This window comes from Streptomyces sp. P9-A4 (assembly GCF_036634195.1).
Classification (GTDB): domain Bacteria; phylum Actinomycetota; class Actinomycetes; order Streptomycetales; family Streptomycetaceae; genus Streptomyces.
The window spans coordinates 5431736-5454614 of the sequence record NZ_JAZIFY010000001.1 but is presented as its reverse complement, the minus strand read 5'-3'; the positions used below and the strand labels follow the sequence as shown (position 1 = coordinate 5454614).

Genomic DNA, 22879 nt, shown 5'->3' with positions numbered 1-22879 from the left:
CTGCAATTCATGAACTCCCGAGTAGTACGGCCCTGAACGAAACACCGGCACAACGTAGGTGCCGACGCCGAGAGGTTGTTGGTCGAGTGAGGCGAAGCAAGGAAAGCTCCGCGGAGCAGGAGACGCGGGGCAACTTCACACCGCCGTCGCGCACGGCCGTGTCGCCCGCGGACGTGCCCGTGACGCCGCCGCCCGCCCCGGCGAGCACGGGAAGCTCCAGCAAGCTGTCGCCCCGCAACTGGCGGGTGCCCACCCGGCTGAACGCGATCCTCTGCATACCCGTGCTCGTCGGCCTCGTCATGGGCGGCTTCCAGGTCAAGGGAGCCATCGACACCTGGCAGGAGGCGCAGGACGCCGAGAAGACCGCGCTCATCGTGCGGGCCGCCTCGGAGTACAGCACCGCCCTCCTCAACGAGCGCGACCTCACCGCCGGTCCGCTGCTGACCGCGAAGACCCCCGGCGACCGCAAGAGCGACAAGGTCCAGCAGGCGTACGCCGCGACCGACGCCGCCCGGGTCAAGTTCGACGAGGCCGCGAAGAACCTGCCCTCGGGCCAGGGCCTGGAGCGGCGTCTGCGTCTCTTCAAGGACGAGGAGCCGAAGCTCGACGCGCTCCGCAAGGCCGCGTACACCCGCGCCCTCGACCCGGTGAACACCCAGCTCGGGTACACCGGCGTCCAGCACTACCTGGCCGAGTTCTCCAACGAGCTCGGCCTGGGCACCGGCAACGTCACCACCTACGGCCGCAGTGTCTACGCGATCCAGCTCTCGAAGGGCGCGGAGTCCCTCCAGCGCTCCATCGGCACCCAGCTCCTGGTCCGGCCCAGCCAGGACGAGGCCGTCTTCGCCCAGCAGTCCGTGGCGTTCAACTCGTACAACTACCTGGAGCAGATCGCCCTCGGCGAGTTCTCCTCCGGTGGTCTGCCCGAGGACGTGGACCTGCTGAAGAAGATCATGGCCGGCAAGGCGGCCGAGGGCGCCAAGCAGATGCGGGCCGCCGACGTCGAGCTGCCCAAGGGCAAGGACGGCTCCGTCTACTCCGGCGTCGCCGCCGCGATCGGCTCCGCCAAGGACCCCGAGGCCCTCGCGGCGCTGAAGTCCAGGGGCATCACCGCCGAGACCTGGTCGGCCGTCGCCACCGCGAAGTTCGAGGGCTACTCCGAGATGGAGAAGGCCCTCGTCGACAAGGCCGTGGCCGAGGCCGCCCGGGTCTCCGACGAGGCCAAGACGGACGCCTGGGTCAACGGCGGCATCGTCGTCATCGCCCTGCTCGCCGCCTTCGTCCTCGCCGGGATGATGGCCCGCCAGATGAGCCGCTCGATGCGCGAGCTGCGCACCGCCGCCTTCGGGATCGCCGAGCAGCGCCTGCCGATGCTGGTCGACCAGCTCTCCCGTACCGAGCCCGGCCGCGTCGACACCCGCGTCCAGCCCATCCCGATCGACTCGCGGGACGAGATCGGCGAGGTGGCCCGCGCCTTCGACCAGGTCCACCGCGAGGCCGTCCGGCTCGCCGCCGAGCAGGCCATGCTCCGGGGCAACGTCAACGCGATCTTCACCAACCTCTCGCGCCGCAACCAGTCGCTGATCGAGGGCCAGCTGACCCTCATCACCGACCTGGAGAACAACGAGGCCGACCCGGACCAGCTGGAGAACCTCTTCAAGCTGGACCACCTGGCGACCCGTATGCGCCGCAACGGCGAGAACCTCCTGGTCCTCGCCGGCGAGGAGCCCGGCCGCCGCTGGGACCAGCCGGTCCCGCTGGTCGACGTCATGCGCGCCGCCTCCTCCGAGGTGGAGCAGTACGAGCGCATCGAGCTGGCCGGCGTGCCGGAGGCCGAGATCCACGGCCAGGCCGTGACCGACCTCGTGCACCTGCTCGCCGAGCTGCTGGAGAACGCCACCACGTTCTCCTCCCCGCAGACCAAGGTCCGCGTCACCGCGACCCGTCTCCCCGACGGCCGGGTGATGGTCGAGATCCACGACAAGGGCATCGGCCTCACCGCCGAGGACTTCGCGGACATCAACCACAAGCTGGCCAACCCGCCGACCGTGGACGCCGCGGTGTCGCAGCGCATGGGCCTCTTCGTGGTCGGCCGGCTCGCCGACCGCCACGGCATCCGGGTCCAGCTCCGCCCCTCGGGCGAGCAGGCCGGCACGACCTCCCTGGTCATGCTGCCGGACGCGATCACCCACGGCGGTGGCGGCGAGCAGCCGCTGCAGGGCGACTTCACGGTCTCCCAGATCATGCCGCAGCAGCAGAGCGCCTTCGAGAGCGCGCCGCAGCAGCCGCAGCAGCCGATGCTGACCGCCGCCGACCTCGGCTTCGACGACTCGCGTTACGAGCAGCCGGCCGAGGAGGAGCTCCCGGCCGATCCGGTCGACCGCTCGCTGAAGCGCGAGGGGCGGCGTGCCGCACTGGAGGCCCAGACCGGGCAGGGCGGCGACCGTCCGCTCTTCCGCGACGAGGCGGAGCAGGGCGGTGAGTACCCGCAGCAGGCCCCGGCGCAGGAGTACGGCCTCCCGCAGCAGCAGGCCCAGGAGTACCCGGCGGAGCAGTACGCCCCTGCGCAGGAGTACGGGCAGCCGCAGCAGCCCCAGCAGGCTCAGGGCTACGGCCAGGAGTACGCGGCGGGCTACCCGCAGCAGGACGGCTACGGCGCGGGCTACGCGGCACCGCAGCAGGGCTACGAGGCGTACCCCCCGCAGGGCTATGCGGAATCTTCGTACGCGACTCCGGAATCCGAACACCAGCAGTACGGCAACACATTCGATCCCCAGCCCCAGCAGGGGGAGTGGCAGGATCAGAGCGCGTATCAGGGCGGCTGGCCGCAGGAGTACGGGACGGAATCGGAATCTGCTCCCGGCGCTCCCGAACAGGCTCCCGACCGCGTAGGCTTCGACCGTCCGGGTCCGGCCCCGCGTGCCGTCCCGGACGCCGGTCACGCGCTGACCGACGCCGGACTGCCGCGCCGCGGCAGCGTCGCCTCGCCGACCCAGCAGGCGCCGCAGCAGCAGGCACCGCAGCCGGCCGAGCCCGCGCAGCCGGTGCAGGAGCAGCAGGACGAAGCCGACGGTACCGACGAATGGCGCTCGACCAACGACGAGCGCTGGCAGCGGGCCGGCAAGCTCAAGGAGCCGAAGGCGGGCGGGGTCACCTCGTCCGGTCTCCCCCGCCGGGTCCCGAAGGCCAACCTGGTCGAGGGCACGGCCGAGCAGACCCCGCAGGGCGGCCCCCAGGTCTCCCGGGCACCCGAGGACGTCCGGGGCAGGTTGAGCAACCTGCGCCGGGGTGTCCAGCAGGGACGCAACGCGGGAACGGACACGAACGGATCGGGCCTCGGCCCGGGCAGTACCTACAACCAGGAGCGTTAGTGTGAGCATGAGCCAGGCGGCGCAGAATCTGAACTGGTTGATCACCAACTTCGTGGACAACACCCCCGGGGTGTCGCACACGGTGGTGGTCTCCGCCGACGGACTCCTGCTGGCGATGTCCGAGGGCTTCCCGCGGGACCGCGCCGACCAGCTGGCGGCCGTCGCCTCCGGACTGACCTCGCTGACCGCGGGCGCGTCCAGGATCTTCGAGGGCGGTGCGGTCAACCAGACCGTGGTGGAGATGGAGCGCGGCTTCCTCTTCCTGATGTCGATCTCGGACGGCTCCTCGCTGGCCGCGCTCGCGCACCCGGAGGCCGACATCGGTCTCGTGGGTTACGAGATGGCGCTGCTCGTGGACCGCGCGGGTACGGTCCTGACTCCCGACCTCCGGGCGGAGCTTCAGGGAAGTCTTCTCAACTAACAGACAGACAGTGCGTTTCGCGCCACCGCCCCGTAGGGTGCGGTGGCGCGGTTCCAAGGGACATGGACCGCGAGGCAGTCGGAGGAGGAGACGTGGTAACACCACCGGGCTCAAACCCCTACAACGGTTATGACGCGTACCAGGCGCCGCAAGGCGGCTCCGCGCAGAACAACCGGTTCAACTTTCCCTCCACCCCGAGCAGACAGGGCGTACCGCAGCCCTACCAGCAGCCTCAGGCCCCGTCCACCGGCGGGCACCGCGCCTCGCGCGCTCCGTCCGCCGCCGGTTCCAGCAGTTCGGGCGGTTCCGGCGGGCACAACCCGCTGGTGCGTCCGTACGCGATGACCGGCGGCCGGACCCGGCCGCGCTACCAGCTCGCCATCGAGGCGCTGGTCAGCACCACCGCCGATCCGTCCAGGCTGCAGGGCCAGTTGCCCGAGCACCAGCGGATCTGCCAGCTGTGCTTCGAGATCAAGTCGGTCGCCGAGATCTCGGCTCTTCTCTCCATCCCCCTCGGCGTCGCCCGAATCCTCGTCGCCGACCTGGCAGAGGCCGGACTCGTCGCCATCCACCAGCCGGGCGGCGACGAGACCGCCGGCGGTCAGCCAGACGTGACACTGCTCGAAAGGGTGCTCAGTGGACTTCGCAAGCTCTAGCGGCGGCGCGGCCCGTTCAACCACCAGCGCGAAGATCGTGGTGGCGGGTGGCTTCGGCGTGGGCAAGACCACGTTCGTGGGCGCCGTCTCTGAGATCAACCCGCTGCGTACCGAAGCCGTCATGACCTCCGCCTCCGCGGGCATCGACGACCTCACGCACACCGGCGACAAAACGACGACGACCGTCGCCATGGACTTCGGCCGCATCACCCTGGACCAGGACCTGATCCTGTACCTGTTCGGCACCCCCGGACAGGACCGTTTCTGGTTCATGTGGGACGACCTGGTCCGCGGCGCCATCGGCGCCGTCGTCCTCGTCGACACCCGCCGTCTCGCCGACTGCTTCCCGGCGGTCGACTACTTCGAGAACAGCGGTCTGCCCTTCGTGATCGCCCTCAACGGCTTCGACGGCGCCCAGCCGTACCAGCCGGAGGAGGTCCGCGAGGCCCTGCAGATCGGCCCCGACACCCCCATCATCACCACCGACGCCCGCCACCGCGCCGACGCCAAGAGCGCTCTCATCACGCTCGTCGAGCACGCCCTCATGGCCCGGCTCCGGTAGCTGTCCCCGGCGTTGTCCGCGGAAGGCCGCGTTCCCCTCCCGGGAACGCGGCCTTCCGCGTGAAACCGTCACCCCGCCACGCCGCGTCCACTACGTTGTCGGAGGGACCTCGGGGGAGGCGGGATGAGCACGTACGACGGTACGGACCGGATCGGCAACTTCACGGTCGTCCGCACACTCGGCAACGGCGGCATGGGCAAGGTCTACCTCTGCCGGACCCCCGCCGGGCAGCGGCTCGCGGTCAAGGTGATCCGCCGGGAGCTGGCCGACCTCCACGAGATCAGACAGCGCTTCGCCCGCGAGGTGGACGCCCTCCTCGACGTCCACAGCCCCTACACCGTGCCCGTCTACGCCGCCGAGACCGTCCGGCCGCCGCTCTGGCTCGCCACCCGTTACGTGGCGGGGCCCACCCTGGAGGCCAGGGTCACCGGCGACGGGCCGCTGCCCGAGCAGCAGGTGGCGGCGCTCGGCTGCATGCTCGCGGAGGCGCTCTCCGAGGTGCACGCGCGCGGGGTGATCCACCGCGACGTCAAACCCAGCAACATCATCCTGGAGAGCGGTGAACCCCGTCTCATCGACTTCGGGATCGCCCGTACGACGGCGGCGGCGAAGGGCCTGACCCTCCCGGGCACCGTCCTCGGCACCCACGGCTACATGGCGCCCGAGCAGGTCCTGGGGCGCGAACCGACCCCCGCCGTCGATGTCTTCGCCCTCGGCGCCGTCCTCGCGTACGCGGCCACCGGCCGCCCGGCCTTCGGCACCGGACTGCCCGCGAGCATCAAGGTCCTCGAAGGCGCGAGCCCCGAGCTGACCGGGGTGTCCACGCCGCTCGCCGGACTGATCACCGCCTGTCTGGCCACCGCCGCGGTCGACCGCCCGCTGCCCGGCGTCCTCATGACCGCTCTCTCCGGCCTCCTCGGGACCGGCCCCGGCACCGAACCCGGCGGCGCCGAGGGCGGCCGGGAGCGCACCGAGCCCGTCCCCGATCCCCCGCACCGCTGCCATGTGCCCGCGCGGGGCGGCGCGAGCGACCCCTGCGGGCTGCGCCCGATCGCCTCCCGGCTCCTCGCCTCGGGGCTCTCCCAGGACCTCGTCCGGAAGGCGGTTCTGCATCATGCCCGCTGAACACGCCGTCGAACTGCGCGACGGCTGGGAGTCACTGGTGCGGGAATGGGCCCGCCGCGTCGGCGAACCCGTGGCGAGCGAGGACGGCGCCCTCTATCTGGAGGCCAGGGCCGGCGGCCCGTCCGGGCCCCGGCTCACCGTGGACGTCAGCCGCGCCGCCGGGTCCCTCGTGGTGGCCGTCACCGACGGGACGCTGATCTCCCCCGACCGGCTCGCGCCCACCGCGGCGGCGGCGATCGCGTGGAACTCCCGCGAGGTGACGCCGACGGCGATCCTCGGCGACGTCCGCAGCGAGGCGCCGCTGCTCTCCGCCGTCCTCGCCCTGCCGCTCGTCTCGCACCTGACCGCCACCGGGTTCGCGTCGACGCTCGACACGCTGCTCGAAGCGGCGGTGCGACTGCTGCGTGAGTGCCACGACCTCGGATTCGTCCTGCGGAGCACCGATGACCTCGCGACCCGGGAGTGACCGGATGGAATGGGCCGCCGTCCTGCTGACGATCACGGTGGTACCGCTGGCGGCGGCACTCGCCATCATGTGGGCCAGTACGGGTTCGTGGCGCTCGGGACCACGCCGGGAGGACGGCCGGAGGCGGGAGGTCCCCCGCCCGCCCGGGTCCGCCCGGCCCCCGGAGGACCCGCGGAACGCCGGGACGCCACGGAAACCGGAGGCCGCCAGGAAGCCGGAGACGCCAGGAGATCCGGAGAGCGCGCGGACACCGGAGGAGGGCCGGGGGCCCGACGGTCGCCAGGAGCCCGACGGGACGCCCGTGCCCGGTGCGCGGCACGAGCCCGAGGGACGGCAGGAGGCTCCGGGGCGGGTGGGCGAGGTGCCCGACGCCGAGCGCCCGCCGACGCCGGGCACCATCGGGCTGTGGGGCCATGTCGACCGGCTGCTGGAGGCCGGGCGCGCCCTGCTGGACGGTGCGGGCTTCGTCCACGAGCGGGACGGCGGCGACGACCGCGTACCCCCGGCCGCGACCGGCGAACCGCGCCCGCAGCCGCAGCCGCAGCCGCCCGCCGCGTCGCCGGGGACCGCCCCGGCCGGCTACCCGCAGGGCGCCCCACCTGCGCAGACCGCCGCGCCCGGCTACCCGCAGCAGACCACGGGGCCGGTTCACCCGCAGACCGCCGCACCCTCGCGGTCCGCCCCGTCCGCCTACCGCCAGGCCCCCGCGCCCGGCTCTCAGCGGGCCCTTCCGCCCGCGCGTTCGCTGGCCGCCCCGCCCGTCTCCTCCCGTACCGAACCTCCCTCCGGTCCCCGCCACGCCCCGCTCCCCGAGGGCCCCGCCGACGGCCCCGCGCTCCCGGGCGGTGACGGCCGTGACCTCGACACCCTGGCGCTGGCCGGCGGGCGGCGGGACGTCGCGACCGTCGCGACCTGGCTGCGCCCGCACGGCTACGTCGAGTGGGAGGGCGCGCTGTGCCGGGCCCACTGGCAGGGTGCCGCCTCGGCGTACCCGTGCCCCGGTGACCGGGTCCGCGTGGTCCTCGTACCGGAGTCGGAACCGCCGGTGTTCCAGGCCGGTCCGCTCCGCTGAACCTCCGCACGTCCGCTCGCCGACACGTCCGTACGTCCGCCGCACCGCCGCACCGCCCCGTACCCGCTCGTCCCGCCCTGACCACCCATCGCTCCACGGAGTAGCCGTGACTCCCACGCCTCAGCCCGACGAAGCCCCGCTCCCCGTTCCGTACATGGGCTTCGAGTTCGACAGCGCCCAGCGGCTGCCGCTGCTGCTCTGCCTGGACACCTCGACCTCCCTGACCCGGAACGACGCCATCTCCTCGCTCAACACCGCCCTCGGTTCCTGGGCGGAGAGCCTCGCCGAGGACATGGCGCTGAGCGCCGCCGTCGACGTCGCCGTGATCACCTTCGGCGGCGGCGACGGCATCACGGTCTGGCAGGGGTCCACCCCGCTCGGCGCCACCGCCCCGGTGTGGCCGCACAGTCCATTCGTACCGGCCCACGAGTTCCGGCCTCCGGTGCTCAGGGCGCACGGCGTGACGCTCCTCGACCGGGCGCTGCGCCTGGCGATGGAGGTGGTCGCCGACTACAAGGCGGGGCTGCGGGCCGAGGGTCTGACGTACTACCGCCCGCAGATCTGTGTCGTCACGGACGGCTTCCCGAGCGACGAGGAGGGCCGGTTCTCGCACGCCTACCGCGAACTCCTGCCCGATCTGCGCAGGGCGGAGGAGGAGCGCCGCTTCCGGCTGTTCGCGGTGGGGGTGGGCGAGCGGCACGCGGGCGCCGAGGAGGTGCTCCAGGAGCTGGCGCCGCACTACCACGCCTGGCTGGACGGCTTCCCGTTCGCGGAGCTGCTCACGGCGATGTCGCACAGCGCCAAGGCCACCCAGGGCGGCGCGGCGGAGGCCGAGTTCCAGGAGATCTTCGCCCGGCTGAAGCGCCGGCGCGGCGGCGGGCAGGTCCCGGCGTGAGGCCGGCGGACGGGCCGCACAGGGGATGGCGGGTGCACGGCACCAGCGCGATCGGCTACCGGCACCTGCGGGAGCGGATGCCCTGCCAGGACGCGTGGCGGTGCCGCAAGACCCCGTCGGGGCTCGTCCTCGCGGTGGCGGACGGCGCGGGGAGCGCGCCGCGCTCCGAGGAGGGCGCCAAGCAGGCCGTACGCCTGGCGACCAGGGCGTTCGAGCCGCTGGTGACGCCCTGGGAGCAGCTGCCGGACGCGCACGCGCGCAAGGCGTCGCTGACCGACGCGTTCCGTGAGGTGCGGGCCGCGTTCCTGCGGTGGTGCGGCGATTCGCCCGCCCCGTACGCGACCACCCTGACGGTGGTGGTCCTCGCCCCGGGCTGGCTGGGGCAGCTGTCGGTCGGTGACGGTCTCGTGGTCGTCCGGTCCGATGTGGGCGATCCCGCGCACCCCTCCTCGTACGATCTGCTGCCACGCGCGCACACCGGCAGCGAGTACGCGAACGAGACCGTGTTCGTGGGCTCGCCGACCGCGCTCCGGCAGATCCGGGTGGACTGCGTCCGCGACGACGGCATAGACGGGGTGCTGCTGTCCACCGACGGGCTGACCCAGGCCCTGCTGCGGCGGGCGCCGGCCGGGCGGCCCCCGATGCCGCACGACGCGTTTCTCGGGCATCTCTTCGACCGGCTCGGCCGGCCCGACTACGACCACGACGAGGAGGAGCGGCGGCTCTCCGAGTTCCTCGGATCGGACCAGATCACCCGGGTGACCGGGGACGACAAGACTCTCCTGTGGGCGATACGGACATGACTACCGCTGACGAGAACCGCGAACACATCTCCCTCGACGGCCTCTCCCTGGCGCTCGGGGACGGCACCCGCGTCACCCGGGTGCCCAAGCCGCTGGGGATGGGTGGACAGGGCAGTGTGTGGCGGCTGAACGAGCGCGCCGACCTTGCCGCCAAGATCTACGACCGCATCCCCGACGGCGCCCAGCTGCGCCGGCTCACCGCGATGCTCCGGGCCGATCCGCTCGCCGGGGAACGGCTGGCACCCGGTCAGCCGCCGATGCTGGTGTGGCCGGTGGACACGATCGAGGCGGCCGGGAGTGCGATCGGCTACGGCATGCCGTATCTGGACCCGGCGGCGCACACCCAGCTGAGCGGGCTGCTGCAGAAGCCGGTGCGGCTGCGCCGCTTCGAGGGCCGGGCGCACTGGAAGTTCCTGCTGGCGGTGGCGTCGAACCTGGCGTACATGACGGCCGAGCTGCATCAGCAGGGCTTCGTGGTGGGCGACCTGTCGAGCGCCAACGCGGTCGTCGACGGGAACGGCTACGTCACGTTCCTGGACTGCGACTCGTTCGCCTTCACGGACAAGCTGACCGGTGAGTCCTTCGGCTGCGAGGTGTTCACCGACGACTACGCGAGCCCCGAGCGGCAGCGCGGGGAGCCGCCGACCCGGCAGGCGGACGACTTCGCGCTCGCCGTCCTCGTCTACCAGCTGGTCACCGGCGGGAACCACCCCTTCGACGGGGCTCCGCTGTACGGCGCCCCGGAGGCGACCCGCAAGGACAACATCGTGAGCGGCACGTCGTTCCTGGTCGACCCGGACCGGGTGCGGGTGCCCGCGCAGCTGCTCGCTCCCGAGGTGCTGCCGCCCCGGCTGGTGGAGCTGGCGCGGCGGACCTTCGGGCCGGGGATGCGCGATCCCCGGCGGCGGCCGTCCTCGGCGGTCTGGCTGGACGCGCTGGACGAGGCGCGGGAGACGGTCGTGCAGTGCGCGGACGTGCCGGACCACCACTACGGCGGTCATCTGACGGCGTGCCCGTGGTGCGGGCGCCGGGCGGCCGGTCAGCCGGACCCGTTCGTCGCGGGTCCGAGGCGGAACTCGGGTGCGGGGGGCGCGGCGGGGGCGAAGGAGTCGGTGTTCGTCCCGCTCGGCTCGGTGCCGCGACCGGGCGGACCGGCCGGATCGGGTGCGCCGGCCGCTTCGGGGGCCTCGGCCCGGCCCGGGACCTCCGCCCGGCCCGGGGCGTCCGGTGCCTCCCGTGCCTCCGGGGCGTCGAGCGGTCCTTCCGCCTCGGTGCCCACGGCGGGTCCGGCCCCCTCCGGCGGTTCCGCCGGGGCGTCGGTCCCGCCCCCTCGGTCCGGTACTCCCCCGACGGCGCCGAACCCGTCCGGCGCCACGCCCTCGGGCGGCGGCGAGCCCGCCGCCGCGACGAAGCCGCTCACCAAGGGGGAGATCGCGTTGGGCTGCGCGGCCGTGCTGATCCTGGGCGGCATCGTGGCCGCCCTGATCTGGGGCGTCTACGCACTGGTCCAGGCGATCTGGCCGTAGGCCGGGTCCGGACGACGGCCCGGGTCCGGACGTGAGGGAGGGCCGGAGCCCGGTGTTCACCGGGTTCCGGCCCTCCCTCGTGCGGATCGCCGCGGGGTCAGCGCCAGCTGTGCGGGGCGCGGAAGCCGTGCTCGCGCTCCAGGCGGCGCCAGCCGGCCGTGGTGCGGCCGCGGTGGTCGGCCGCGGTGTCGGCGGCGGGCTGGGAGGCCGCGCGGGCGAGCAGCACCGCGGTGATGGCGGCGAGCTCCTCGGGGTCGGCGTGGCCCTTCTCGACGCGGAGAAGGTTGGCAGGGGTGCTCACGTGGATGACTCCTCTTACTGAGGCGGGTTGCCGTGCTTGCGGGACGGCAGGTCGGCGTGCTTGGTGCGGAGCATCGCGAGGGACCTGATGAGCACCTGGCGGGTGTCGGCGGGGTCGATGACGTCGTCGACCAGGCCGCGCTCCGCCGCGTAGTACGGGTGCATCAGCTCGGCCTTGTACTCCTTGACCATGCGGGCTCGCATGGCCTCGGGGTCCTCGGCCTCGGCGATCTGCTTGCGGAAGATCACGTTGGCGGCGCCCTCGGCGCCCATGACCGCGATTTCGTTGGTGGGCCAGGCGTACGTCAGGTCGGCGCCGATGGACTGGGAGTCCATGACGATGTAGGCGCCGCCGTAGGCCTTGCGCAGGATCAGGCTGATCCGGGGCACGGTCGCGTTGCAGTACGCGTAGAGCAGCTTGGCGCCGTGCCTGATGATTCCACCATGCTCCTGGTCGACGCCCGGCAGGAAGCCGGGGACGTCCAGAAGGGTGATGATCGGGATGTTGAAGGCGTCGCACATCTGGACGAAGCGGGCGGCCTTCTCGGAGGCCTCGATGTCGAGGACTCCGGCCAGCGTCTGGGGCTGGTTGGCGACGATGCCGACGACCTGGCCGTCGAGGCGGGCGAGGGCGCAGATGATGTTGCGGGCCCAGCGCTCGTGGATCTCCAGGTAGTCGCCGTCGTCGACGAGCTCCTCGATGACCTTGTGCATGTCGTACGGGCGGTTGCCGTCGGCGGGCACCAGGTCGAGCAGGACCTCGGAGCGGCGGTCCGCCGGGTCCTCGGAGGCGACGGTCGGCGGGTTCTCGCGGTTGTTCTGCGGGAGCATCGACAGGAGGTAGCGGACCTCCGCGATGCAGGTCTCCTCGTCGTCGTAGGCGAAGTGGGAGACGCCGGAGACGCCCGCGTGGACGTCGGCGCCGCCGAGCCCGTTCTGGGTGATCTCCTCGCCGGTGACCGCCTTGACGACGTCCGGTCCCGTGATGAACATCTGCGAGGTCTCGCGGACCATGAAGACGAAGTCGGTGAGGGCCGGGCTGTAGGCCGCGCCGCCCGCGCAGGGGCCGAGCATCACCGAGATCTGCGGGATGACGCCCGAGGCTCGGGTGTTGCGCTGGAAGATGCCGCCGTAGCCGGCGAGCGCCGAGACGCCCTCCTGGATACGGGCGCCGGCGCCGTCGTTCAGGGAGACCAGCGGGGCGCCGGCCGCGATGGCCATGTCCATGATCTTGTGGATCTTGGTGGCGTGGGCCTCGCCGAGGGCGCCGCCGAAGATCCGGAAGTCATGGGCGTAGACGAAGACCGTGCGGCCCTCGACCGTGCCCCAGCCGGTGATGACACCGTCGGTGTAGGGCTTCTTCGCCTCCAGGCCGAAGCCCTGGGCGCGGTGCCGGCGCAGCTGCTCGACCTCGTTGAAGGAACCAGGGTCGAGCAGCAGCTCGATGCGCTCGCGCGCCGTCAGCTTGCCCTTCGCGTGCTGGGCCTCGGTCGCCCGCTCGCTCGGGCCGCGGAGGGCCTGCTCGCGCAGGACGTGCAGCTCGGCCACTCGGCCACGGGCGTCAGCGGGCTCGCTCGGGATCTGGTCCACAACGGTCATGTGTCGACCCTACGAAGCCGGACAAGAAAATCCCGCCGTCGACTCCGTACAGTCTCCCGTGTCGATTCCTGGTGGGGCTGGACAGAACCATGGCCCGCCCAGCCCGAGTCAACAGTCAGGCACCCCTCGTGTTTGTATGTTTTCTACATAGACCTCGGCGGGCCTAGACGAGCACCTCGCAACGATGGGTGGCGCCCCCGGTGCCCGGGGTGATCCGCAGCCGCAGCGAGCGCCCGGTGGCGAGCACCTCCACCGAGGGGTCGTGCGAGAGCACCCGGCGGACCGGGCCCGCCCAGACGACTTCGAGGGGCTGCCCCGTGCGGAGCGGTTCGGAGACCCTCAGGTCGAGGACCGAGCGGCGGCGCCTGACGAGGACGCTCGCGGGCGCGGAGACCGTGAGGGGTCCCACCGTACCGGCCCCCCAGAAGTTGGCGGCGGTCAGCCCGAGGGACGGGACGGCTATCGCCTGCCGCTCGGCGGTGTTGTCGAGAACGCTCAGCCAGCCGGGGTCGGCGGCGCGGGCGGCGAGGGTCCGCGGGGAGGCCCCCGGCATCAGCAGATAGGCGTACGAGGCGGCGACCGGGTCCGTTCCGTGGTCGAGCCAGAGGGTCTGGTAGCGGCGGGTCGCGCGCTCGGTGGAGCTGGTGGTGTTGATGTCGCTCCAGGCCCCGGTGCGGTCCTCGCGGAGGGTGCGGAGGTCTCCGGTGCCCGCCGGGAGGACCCAGCCGCCGTGGCCTTCCAGATGCGCCCAGCCGTCGCCGGTGGTGAGGGCCTGGTCGCCGCCCTCCCCCAGCAGGCGGTTGTCGACGACCGTCTCGACGGGCACGCCGTCGGTGGCGGTGATCCCGGCGCCCAGGCAGATGACGGCGTCCGCCGCGCAGAACCAGGACTTGCGGGCCTCCAGGGTGGAGCCGAGGCCCTTGAGGTGCTGGCCGACGGCCGCGTACTCGCCGTCGGTGGCGCCGCCGACCCAGCGGACGGCGGGCCTGGGCGCGCCCCACTCGCCGCCCGCCCGGTCGGCGAGCCGCCTGGTGGAGACGGTGGTGCCGGGCAGGCGGTAGGGGTCGACGGTGGGCCAGAACCAGTCGGTGTACTGGTCGCCGAGGGACGGGGTCCACCAGGAGAGCATTCCGGCGCCGGTGTGCCAGCCGCGCGGGTTCTCGCCGTTGCCGCACTCGTAGTACGTGATGCGGTTCGAGGCCATGGCGATGCCGGCGGCCCAGCCGGGGCGGCGGTGGACGGCCCGGTCCATGGCGGTGAAGAGCCGGTGGCCGGTGGGTTCGGGGGCGGCCGGGACGGGCGAGGCGGCGACGGCGTGCAGCCGGGCGAGGTCCGCGACGCCGAACTGGCGGGCGGCGAGGATCGGGGAGACGGTGTCGCGCTCGATCCACCCCTTCACGCGCGCGTGCCACCGGTCGCGCTCGGCGGCGGAGGCCCCGCCCGCGAGGAGGGCCATGGCCGCGATGACGCCCTGGCCGTGGAAGTGGTCGGAGCGCATGACCTGGCGGTCGTCGTTCCTGAGGAGGCCGCGGCTGATGGCGCGTCCGTTGACGCTGTCCATCATCAGTCCGTCGTAGATGAGGGGCGCGTAGGCCTTCTCGACGCTGTCGAGGACGATCTGCCGGTTCGGGTCGGTGACGGCCCAGCTGGAGCCGGCGAGCAGCGAGAACAGCCGGCCGAGGCCGTCCAGCATGACCTGTCCGTAGGTGCCGGAGTAGGCGACCCAGGTGTGCTGGACGAAGGAGCCGTCGGCGTACAGGCCGTCTCCCTGGGTGACGTACGGGAAGACGGGCGAGAGGGCGTCGCGGGCCAGGGCGAGCTTGGCGGGGTTCTCGCCGAGGACTCCGCGCAGGGCGACCGAGCGGCAAAGGTCGACGCGGTTGGCGCCGGTCGAGGTGCCGGTGTAGTTCGTGAGCACCGAGTCGGGGACGAAGTGGTCGACGGCGGCACAGGCGGCGGCGATCCGCTCGGCGCCGAGGTGGGGGCGGAGGGCGGCCACGATGTCCATGAGGAGGCGGGGGGCGCCGATCTGCCATTCCCACCAGTTGCCGTAGCGGGGCGCGCCAGCCCGGTAGACGGTGGCGGAGAGGTGGTCGAGTCCGCCGAGGACGTCGGCGAGCAGGCTCGCGTCGCCGGTGAGGCCGGTGCCGGGCTGGGCGTACGCCTGGGTCATCGTCCAGAGGCGGCTGTAGCTCTGGGAGATGCCGGCCGGCGGGTCGAAGGGGGCGTCGGGCCAGAGGGAGGCCGCGGTGGGGGCCATCGCGGCGCGGAAGGTACGGGCGAGGGTGCCCGTCTCGGCGAGGCGGGCGGCGTAGGGCTCGGCCCCGGCGTCGAAGCCGGAGCCGAGCTGGAGGTCGAGCCAGCGGAGCCGGAGCGCCTCGAACTCGTCCGCCGCGTGGGCGGAGGGGGACAGCGCGAGGGCGGCCGCGGCGGCGGCTGTCGTGCTCAGGAAGGTGCGGCGGGACCAGAGGGGCAGGGACACGGGAGCCTCCCGGGGGAAGTGGTGGAGACCGGTCGGCGCCCGGTGTAACACTCTGTTCCCGACGCAATCAATGAGCACGGCAGCACACGGGGCAAGCGCTTGCTACGTGTCAGCTTCCGCAGTGGAAGCGGGCGTTGCCCCAGTCCGCGTGGTCGTTGCCGTTGCCGTCGCCGCCGTCGTCGGCCACCAGGTCGACGTAGGAGGCGCCGGTGACGTCGGCGGTGAGCGACCAGGCCGGGTCCGTGGCCCTGAGGACCGGGGACTTCACCTTCTCGGTGCCGTCCGCGAGCACGCTGAACCGGACGGTGCCCCGGACGGTCTGCACGTCGTCCACGCCGACCTCGGCGGTGAGGGAGGTGCAGCGGCCGCCCAGGTAGTAGCGGACCGTGGCGGGGGCGTGGCTGCCCAGGCCCTTGGCGTAGGTCACTCCCCCGATCCGCAGCGGGGAGCCGTCGCCGGTGCCGGTCTCGCCGTTGGAGAGGTCGCGCTCGACGGGTCCCCAGCCGTTGGTGGCCGAGGTCCAGTCCAGGTCGCTGGCCCAGCTGTCGGCGGTGGGCGGCGGGGGCAGGGTGCGGACGGTGGTGGCGGCGGTGAGCTTCCGTTCCTCTCCCCCGAGGGCGTACGCCAGGGAGGCGGTCAGCGGGTACGGCTGGTAGGCCGCGTCCACCGGCGGGGTCACCTGCCAGGTGGCGGTGGCCTTTCCGCCCGCGGCGACGGTGCCGAGGGCGACGGGGGCGGCGGGTTCGACGGTCCAGCCCGCGGGGAGCGTCAGGACGGCCCGGACGCCGGTGACCTCGCCGGCCTCGTCGTTGCCGAAGGTCGCGGTGACCCGGTTGGGGCGGCCGGGCTCCAGGGTCTCGGGCGCGGTGAGGGAGAGCGTGCCGCAGGCGGCGCGTTCGGCGGCGGGTCCGAGGTCGGTGACGGTGAAGGCGTCGAGGACGAAGTCGGCGCCGTCCGGGGCGTCGCCGCGCTTGCGCAGACCGGTCCAGGTGTCGCCGCAGCCGGCGGTGACGGTCTCGGAGAAGCGGCCGTCCGCCCGCTGCTGCCCGAGCGGGGTGCGGCGGGTCTCCACGGAGGTGCCGTTCGTCCGGTCGTAGCCGGTGACCCACTCGTACGCGCCCGCGCGGCTGGAGCGGTAGTCGTACTCGATCCGGTAGCTGCGGCCGTCCTTCATCGGGACGGTCCAGGGCGCGGTCCGGTAGACGAGGCCGCTGTTCTCGTCGTGGGACTTGAGGCTCTCGGCGCCGCCGATGACGTCGTCGATCAGCTTTCCGTTCCAGCCGGCCCGGGTGTACGGCGCGTGCAGCTGGGCGATGTGGGTGCGGGGGTCGGTCGTACCGCCCGCGTCACCCTTGAGGAAGGGGCCCCAGCCCTGGTCGACGGCCTCGAAGTCCTCGTACACGAGGGTTCCGGCCCTGGTGGCGGGGTCGTTGGCGACGATGCGGACGTCGTCGACGCGGACGGTGGCGGCGCTGCCGGCCGCGGCCTCGATCCTCAGCGGGGTGGTGCCGCCGGCCGGTGCGGTGAAGGTGACCTTGGCGCGCTGGAAGCGGGTGCCGTTCCAGTCGGAGGCGGCGACCCGGTCCTGGAGCGCGGAGCGTTCGACGGTGACGGACCGGCCGCCGATGGAGAGGGTGACGGTCCGGGTCGCGCCGGGCTCGACCTCGATGAGTGCGGAGGCGGTGTAGCGCTTGCCGGGGGTGAGGCGGGTGATCTGCTGGCGGACCGAGGCGGTGGCGGCGCCGCTGAGCTTCGCGCTGTTGCGGCCCCGGTCGTCGGTGTCGCGGACGACGGCGCCGGCGGTGGCCCAGGCGTCGAGCCGCGCGTCGTTGAAGCCGGGGTCCTTCACCGGGGTGCCCTGGCCCCACTTGGGGGCGGCCTGGTCGGGTGCGCGGTCGGGGTGGAGGACGTAGGGCTGTCCGGCGGCGGCGTCGAGGGTGATCTTCCCGTCGACGGGCCGTACGGTCACGGTCTTCACGCGCCCGTTGTCGGTGAGCCTGTACACGGAGTACGAGCCGGCGCCGGGCGGGACGGCCCAACTGGTCGTGCCGCCGGACTTGTTGTAGTGGTAGAGCTTCTTCCCGTCGTCCCAGGGGAGCAGATAGGCCTCGCCGTCGAGGACCTTGCGGCCGTGGTCGTAGAAGGTGCGGCGGCCGTCCTCGACGGCGCCGCGGACCTCGCCGGTGAAGGTGATGTCGTTGCCGTTCCAGCGGGTGATCTTCTGCTGCTGGAGGTACTTGGCGGGCAGGTTCCGCTGCCAGATGTTGGCGGTGAAGGCGGTCCAGTCGGTCTCGCCGGTCCAGCCCTCGAAGTCGACGAGGGCGGTCTGGCCGAGGACCGGGTGGTTGTTCCAGACGTCCTTCTCGCCGTTGCGGATGAAGCGGACGATCTGGGAGTTGAGGCCCTTGTTGGTGGCGCCGCCGTAGTCGAGGTCGTTGGCCCAGTGGGACCAGAGGGAGGCCCGCTCGAACTTCTCGGACCACTCGGTGGCGACGTTCCAGCCCTGCGCCTGGACGGCCCGCACGGTCTCGTCGGCGATCCACCCGTGGGTGTAGTAGACGTCGATGTAGAGGGTGGAGAGGCTGGGGTCGGTCTCGTCGCGCAGCTGCTGGAAGCGCCGGGCGAGGTCGCCGCTGTTGATGTCGCGGCGCTGGTCGATGTAGTAGCTCTGGTTGAGCCAGTTCCAGCCGGGCTTCGTCTTGTCGACCAGGGTCTCGCTGAAGTTCTTCGCCTCCGGGTACGACTCGGTGGCGTTGACGTGGACGCCGAAGTCCGCGCCCCACCGCTTGCCCTCGCGGAGGAGGGTGTTGAGGTCGGCGAGGCCGCCGGCCCGCTTGTTGTAGTTGCCGCCGTAGTCGGGGTGGGCGGAGTCGTGGCCCTCGGAGCCGTACCCCTTGAGCAGGGCGAACTGGCCGAGTCCGTCGGTGGAGAGCGAGATCCGCTTGACGTCGTCGAGGGTGCGCAGGAAGGGGTGGGTGGCCTGGGAGGCGAAGTTGAACGGGATGTGGGCGACGACCCGGCCGGGCGTCTCCTCGCTGCCGGGCGCCTTGATCCCGATCGTACGGAAGGCGACGGCGCCGTCCTGCCAGTCGGTGGCGCCGTCGGCGTTGGCGTCGGGGGTGACGACGACCTTCGCCCAGGGCAGGGCGTCGCCGCTCGCGGGCTTCGGGGCGCCCTCGCCGCGGTAGGTCCACTGGCCGGACCAGACGCCGACGCGGGTCTCGGCGCCGCTCCTGCGGGCCTGGTGCCAGAAGCGGGCGCCGTCGCGGGCGGAGGCGCCGGAGGGCTTGTCGTAGCTGGAGTTGGACTCGACGGCGGCGGCCAGCTGCCCGGTGTTGACCAGGGCGTAGCTGGCGCCGACCGGGTTCGGGTCGGCGGCGGTCGCGTCGGTGACCCGCGCGAAGACGTCGGCGGTGCGGGTGGAGTCCGGGTCGAGCCGGGTGAAGGCGGTGGCGGCGCCGGCGTCCGAGGAGCCGACGGAGACCAGGTCGTGGCCGGGTATGTCGAGGGTGCCGACCCGGAAGGCCTCGGTGTCACGGACGGCGGTCACCCGGAAGGTGGTGGTCCGCCCCTCGACGCTCAGCCGGGCGTCGATCTCGACGCCGGGCAGCTCGGGGAAGGTGAGGGTGTACGCGGCGGAGGCGGCCGTCAGGACGGGGGCGGCCTTGGCCCTGACCGTACGGGCGGTGCCGTTCAGCACCACCTGGATGACCGGGGCCGTACTGCCGAGGAGGCGGGCGCCGGTCGCGCGGTCGGTGTACGACAGGACACGCGGGAAGTCCTCGGCGACGGCGACGGAGAGCCGGGGCGAGGCGATGACGGGGGTGGCGGCCGTGACGGTCCCGGCGAGCGGGACCGGGGTCGCCGGGCCCTCCGCCAGGGCGGGCCCGGCCAGGGCGAACACGGCGGACGAGGCGGTGGCGAGTGCGCAGGCCGCACGGATTCTTCGCGGGTTCGGGAGGGGCATGCGCACTAGTTGGCCCGCCCCCGGCGGCACCGTCAACGAGATCACGCCATGCGGAGGCCTCCAGTCCAAGAACCCCCTTCGGTTAGTCCAAGTGACCACCGAAGAGGGCCCTTTCGGACGGTACGGGGGTCAGCAGCCGCCGCAGTTGTAGAACGTCACGTCCCAGTGGTTGCCCTCGTCGGCGTAGACGTTGCCGGCTCCGGACTTCCACTGCGGGGCCCCGTCACCGCGGAGTCCGATGTACGTGAAGGTGTTCTTGACGTAGTTGGTGACGCAGGTGCCCTTGGCGAAGTCGAGCTTGTAGCCGTTCCAGTGCGAGTACGTGCCGCTCGCGTGGCCCGTCTCGGTGCCGCCCGTGATGTTGAGGGCGCAGCCGCTGGCGCTCTTGAGGGTCTGGGCGCCCTGGGCGGTGGCGAGGTTGAGCTGCTCGAAGGACGTACAGGTGGAGTTGTTCCGGTCCGAGCAGCCGCCGGAGGAGGACCAGGTGATCCCCGAGTTCCGGAACATCGAGGTCGCGGTGGCGTGGCTGATCTTGGTGACGGCGTGGGCCTCGCCGGCGGCGGTGAGGACGCCGATGCCGGGGGCGAAGAGCGCGCCGAGGACGAGGCCGAGGGCCGTGAGGACGGAGCGGAGCTTCATCGGGAGTGCCTCCTGCTGATGACCGTGACGAATGGGGACGGCGGTGCAGGTGGTGCCGGAGGTGCGGTGGCGCGTGACACGGGTGGGGCCGGTGGCGCGGCGGCTCGGGTGGAGCCGGTGAATCCGGTGGCGCCAGGGAGATGGTGCCGTAGTTCTACGCGCGTCCGCCAGAGGGCGTCGGTGTCTCCGTGACGCCGTCCGGATGAACAGCTTCCCTAGATGTTGAAAGTTGAACGGAATAGGGCTACAGTCGTTCTCGTTGAAGCTTCAACAAACACCGACAAGGAGCATGTCATGGGTCTCTTCGGCCGCAAGAACACCGAGTCCGCCGTCGCCACCGCCACTCTGCCGGTCGACCCGGCCCTGGCCGCCCTCACCGGCGACTACACCATCGACCCGGCGCACAGCAGCATCGGCTTCACCGTCCGCCACGCGATGGTCACCAACGTCCGCGGCACCTTCGCCGAGCACGAGGGCGCGCTGAAGCTCGACGGTTCGAACCCGGGCGCCTCCTCCGCCTCGATCGACGTCAAGATCGCCTCCGTCGACACCGGCATGGGCGACCGCGACGGCCACCTCCGCAGCGGTGACTTCTTCGACGCCGAGCAGTTCCCCCTGATGAGCTTCCGCTCGACGACGGCCGAGCAGCTGGGCGGCGACAAGTACCGGGTCACCGGCGACCTGACCATCAAGGACGTCACCAAGCCGCTCGCCATCGACCTGGAGTTCAACGGCACCGCGACCGACGTCTACGGCAACGAGCGCGTCGGATTCGAGGGCTCCGCCGAGATCCTGCGCTCCCAGTGGGGCCTGACCTGGAACGCGGCCCTGGAGACCGGCGGCGTGATGGTCTCCGACAAGGTCAAGCTGAACTTCGACATCTCCGCGATCAAGAACGCCGCCTGACCCCGGACTCCCCTCCGGACCGGCACACGAGCGCGCCCGCCCTCCGCAGCTGCGGAAGGCGGGCGCTCGGCGTTGCCCGGCGGGGGCGGCGGCTCGGCACCAGGGGTCCACGGACCGGGCGCCTGCGGACCGGGGCCCACGGATCACGCGTCGGCGGACCGGACGACGACGGACCGGGGGCCCACGGACCGGCGCTCAGGAATCGGTCGTCCACGGCCACGCCGCCGCGCGGCCGGCCTCGACGAGGCCGACCATCCGGAAGGCGGCGTCCGTGAGCCCCCCGAAGGTGTGCCGGTGGGGGCCCGTGGGGCCGTGGGCGGGCAGGTACCCCGCCAGGTTCCACGTGTAGACCGGGATGTCGGCCGGGACCGCCGCGACCGGGTCCTCGGGCCCGTACGCGGCGGTCTGCTCATCGGTGACGATCAGGACCCTGTCGTGCTCCCGGTAGTGCTTCCGTATCGCCTTCGCCGTGTAGGTGCCGCCGAGGCTGCGGAACCGGTCGAGCACCGCGAGCACCGGCTCGCCCGGCGCGAACGGCACCTCAGCGCTGCCCCAGCCGAACTCCACCAGGTCCGCCCGCTCGGCGCGCTGGGCCAGCGCCGTGCCGAACACGGCCGCCGCGTCCGCCCGGGTCAGCTCGGACCGCTCGGAGACGGTGTCCCAGAACATGGAGTCGGAGCGGTCGACCAGGATCAGGGTCCGGCCGGGGAGGGCGGGGACATTGGCCAGGGAGTGCCCGAGCGCCTCCTCCAGCGCGGCCCCCAGCGGGGCGACGGCGCGTGCCGGTGGGCGGCCAGGTAGCGGAAGGGGAACTGCCGGGCCCTGGCGACCTCGGTGGCGTCCGAGAGCCGTGCGGCGACCCGGGCCGCGACCTCGTCGGAGACCCCCGCCCGGTCGAAGTTCCGCAGGTTCCGCAGGAGTGCCATCGGCGCCATCGCGGGGATCACGGCCTCCCAGACGGCGGCGTCCATCGGCCCGTGGAGCCAGCCGGCCAGGGCCTCCCACGTCAGGCCCGCCTCGGCCAGCCGCTCGGAGCCGCCCGGACCGGTCACCAGCGCCCGCCGCTCCTCCGGAGCCGTCTCCATCAGCTCCCGGTGGGCGGTGAGCAGCCGGTCGGAGGCCGGCGGAACCGCCTGCTCCGGGTGGTGGCGGCGGTCCAGGGCGTACCGGAAGAGGTCGCCCTGCCAGGGCTTGCCGGGGTCGGGCGAGGCGTGCACCAGGTTGAGCACGTCACCGAAGCGGAAGGCCTTGGACGCGGTGTCGTACTTGAGCAGGGAGCGGGAGGTGTACAGCCGGCGCACCCCGTCGGCGACGCCCCGCTTCACGGGCTGCGGCACCTTGCGTCCGTACGCCGAGATCCAGTGGGCGAGCAGTTCGCCGGGCTCGTCGGCGCGCTGGAGGACCGAGTCGATCACGGACCGGTTGGACGGGCCGCCGGACGCCCCGGCCGCCAGCCGGGCCCGTACGTACGCGGCGGCGCCCACCAGGGACGCCGTGCGCATGTTGCCCTCGCTCCGGAGCCAGCGCAGCAGGCCAGCCGTCCACTCGGGGTCCTCCACGGCGAGTTCACCGACGAGCCGGGCGTACCGGGCGTCGCGGTCCTCGCCGCTCTCGTAGAAGGTCCGCTGGGAGGCGAAGGCGCCGACGGCGAGGAGGTAGAGCTCGTCGCGGGGCTCCCGGACGAAGGCCGGAGCGCCCTCGTAGGTGGGGAAGTACCGCCCGGCCGGCCCGGGGAGGACCCGCCGGAGCGGTGCGGAGCGGGCGACGGCCTCCGCGGCTGCCGCGGCTGCGGCGACGTGCGGGGCCACGAGCATCTCGGACCACATCTTGGAGACGCGCGGGGTGTGACGAGGCAGGGAATCCCCCCGGATTCGAAGGACGGGAAGGCCCGGCCACACGGCCCGGCGGGGCGACGGCCCGAGGGGGCGGAGGTCGCCCGGTGGCGGGTGGCGGGGCGAAGACGCCCGCGCCGCCGAGATCGGAAGTGGCGGCGGCGTCACTTGGTTTCGGAAGAAGTAGCCGCAGCCGAGCGCATCGGAGGCGCGGTCGCGACGCCACCCTACAAAACCGCCGGGGGCCGCACCATTGA

Annotated in this window: 16 protein-coding genes and 1 pseudogene; 11 read left to right on the top strand and 6 right to left on the bottom strand. The window is 72.8% G+C overall.

Going from position 1 to position 22879, the window contains the following annotated elements; all coding sequences use genetic code 11:
- Window positions 1–86: 86 nt before the first annotated feature.
- From V4Y03_RS24665 to V4Y03_RS24620, 10 genes are all read left to right on the top strand, one after another.
- Window positions 87–3371, top strand: coding sequence for a sensor histidine kinase (locus V4Y03_RS24665; protein WP_332436318.1), 3285 nt, complete (start codon window positions 87–89; stop codon window positions 3369–3371).
- 7 nt (window positions 3372–3378) lie between these two features.
- Entirely contained in the window at window positions 3379–3792 is a 414-nt protein-coding gene (locus V4Y03_RS24660) for a roadblock/LC7 domain-containing protein (RefSeq protein ID WP_317877038.1), read from the top strand.
- A gap of 92 nt (window positions 3793–3884) precedes the next feature.
- A complete protein-coding gene (locus tag V4Y03_RS24655; RefSeq protein ID WP_317877036.1) occupies window positions 3885–4448 on the top strand; it encodes a DUF742 domain-containing protein in 564 nt (187 codons plus the stop codon).
- Window positions 4429–5010 carry a GTP-binding protein gene (locus V4Y03_RS24650; RefSeq protein WP_266897066.1) on the top strand — a complete coding sequence of 194 codons (582 nt, stop codon included), beginning with the start codon at window positions 4429–4431 and terminating at the stop codon, window positions 5008–5010. Before V4Y03_RS24655 ends, V4Y03_RS24650 begins: the two co-directional genes overlap by 20 nt.
- 123 nt (window positions 5011–5133) lie before the next feature.
- Window positions 5134–6135 carry a serine/threonine-protein kinase gene (locus V4Y03_RS24645; RefSeq protein ID WP_332436317.1) on the top strand — a complete coding sequence of 334 codons (1002 nt, stop codon included), beginning with the start codon at window positions 5134–5136 and terminating at the stop codon, window positions 6133–6135.
- Complete coding sequence (locus tag V4Y03_RS24640) at window positions 6125–6601, top strand: hypothetical protein (RefSeq protein ID WP_317877034.1); 477 nt, start codon at window positions 6125–6127, stop codon at window positions 6599–6601. The genes V4Y03_RS24645 and V4Y03_RS24640 overlap by 11 nt, the downstream gene beginning before the upstream one ends.
- A complete protein-coding gene (locus V4Y03_RS24635; RefSeq protein WP_332436316.1) occupies window positions 6579–7673 on the top strand; it encodes a hypothetical protein in 1095 nt (364 codons plus the stop codon). Before V4Y03_RS24640 ends, V4Y03_RS24635 begins: the two co-directional genes overlap by 23 nt.
- A 106-nt stretch (window positions 7674–7779) precedes the next feature.
- Window positions 7780–8568 carry a vWA domain-containing protein gene (locus V4Y03_RS24630; protein ID WP_317878784.1) on the top strand — a complete coding sequence of 263 codons (789 nt, stop codon included), beginning with the start codon at window positions 7780–7782 and terminating at the stop codon, window positions 8566–8568.
- Window positions 8569–8600: 32 nt separating this feature from the next.
- On the top strand, window positions 8601–9371 hold the full coding sequence (locus V4Y03_RS24625; protein ID WP_317878783.1) for a PP2C family serine/threonine-protein phosphatase: 771 nt from the start codon (window positions 8601–8603) through the stop codon (window positions 9369–9371).
- Window positions 9368–10897, top strand: coding sequence for a hypothetical protein (locus V4Y03_RS24620; RefSeq protein WP_332436315.1), 1530 nt, complete (start codon window positions 9368–9370; stop codon window positions 10895–10897). Before V4Y03_RS24625 ends, V4Y03_RS24620 begins: the two co-directional genes overlap by 4 nt.
- A gap of 97 nt (window positions 10898–10994) precedes the next feature.
- Here the strand turns inward: V4Y03_RS24620 and V4Y03_RS24615 are convergent, their stop codons facing one another.
- From V4Y03_RS24615 to V4Y03_RS24595, 5 genes are all read right to left on the bottom strand, one after another.
- Complete coding sequence (locus V4Y03_RS24615) at window positions 10995–11198, bottom strand: acyl-CoA carboxylase subunit epsilon (protein WP_332436314.1); 204 nt, start codon at window positions 11196–11198, stop codon at window positions 10995–10997.
- A gap of 14 nt (window positions 11199–11212) precedes the next feature.
- On the bottom strand, window positions 11213–12796 hold the full coding sequence (locus V4Y03_RS24610) for an acyl-CoA carboxylase subunit beta (RefSeq protein WP_079045104.1): 1584 nt from the start codon (window positions 12794–12796) through the stop codon (window positions 11213–11215).
- A gap of 163 nt (window positions 12797–12959) precedes the next feature.
- Complete coding sequence (locus V4Y03_RS24605) at window positions 12960–15272, bottom strand: polysaccharide lyase 8 family protein (protein ID WP_332437259.1); 2313 nt, start codon at window positions 15270–15272, stop codon at window positions 12960–12962.
- 115 nt (window positions 15273–15387) lie between these two features.
- Window positions 15388–19245: an endo-alpha-N-acetylgalactosaminidase family protein gene (locus V4Y03_RS24600; protein ID WP_332436313.1), complete on the bottom strand. Its 3858-nt coding sequence runs from the start codon at window positions 19243–19245 to the stop codon at window positions 15388–15390.
- A gap of 129 nt (window positions 19246–19374) precedes the next feature.
- Window positions 19375–19884, bottom strand: a complete 510-nt coding sequence (locus V4Y03_RS24595) for a hypothetical protein (RefSeq protein ID WP_317875757.1) — start codon at window positions 19882–19884, stop codon at window positions 19375–19377.
- Between the two features lie 294 nt (window positions 19885–20178).
- Between V4Y03_RS24595 and V4Y03_RS24590 the strand changes: the two genes are divergently transcribed.
- Complete coding sequence (locus V4Y03_RS24590) at window positions 20179–20790, top strand: YceI family protein (RefSeq protein ID WP_317875758.1); 612 nt, start codon at window positions 20179–20181, stop codon at window positions 20788–20790.
- Window positions 20791–20985: 195 nt separating this feature from the next.
- Here the strand turns inward: V4Y03_RS24590 and V4Y03_RS24585 are convergent.
- A pseudogene (locus tag V4Y03_RS24585) lies at window positions 20986–22604 on the bottom strand (TROVE domain-containing protein).
- Window positions 22605–22879: the final 275 nt, after the last annotated feature.

Coding starts and splice junctions, on each gene's coding strand:
- V4Y03_RS24645 (WP_332436317.1), top strand. CDS start 5,134: ATGAGCACGTACGACGGTACGGACCGGATCGGCAACTTCACGGTCGTC.
- V4Y03_RS24620 (WP_332436315.1), top strand. CDS start 9,368: ATGACTACCGCTGACGAGAACCGCGAACACATCTCCCTCGACGGCCTC.
- V4Y03_RS24610 (WP_079045104.1), bottom strand. CDS start 12,796: ATGACCGTTGTGGACCAGATCCCGAGCGAGCCCGCTGACGCCCGTGGC.
- V4Y03_RS24635 (WP_332436316.1), top strand. CDS start 6,579: ATGACCTCGCGACCCGGGAGTGACCGGATGGAATGGGCCGCCGTCCTG.
- V4Y03_RS24600 (WP_332436313.1), bottom strand. CDS start 19,245: ATGCCCCTCCCGAACCCGCGAAGAATCCGTGCGGCCTGCGCACTCGCC.
- V4Y03_RS24640 (WP_317877034.1), top strand. CDS start 6,125: ATGCCCGCTGAACACGCCGTCGAACTGCGCGACGGCTGGGAGTCACTG.
- V4Y03_RS24595 (WP_317875757.1), bottom strand. CDS start 19,884: ATGAAGCTCCGCTCCGTCCTCACGGCCCTCGGCCTCGTCCTCGGCGCG.
- V4Y03_RS24660 (WP_317877038.1), top strand. CDS start 3,379: ATGAGCCAGGCGGCGCAGAATCTGAACTGGTTGATCACCAACTTCGTG.
- V4Y03_RS24590 (WP_317875758.1), top strand. CDS start 20,179: ATGGGTCTCTTCGGCCGCAAGAACACCGAGTCCGCCGTCGCCACCGCC.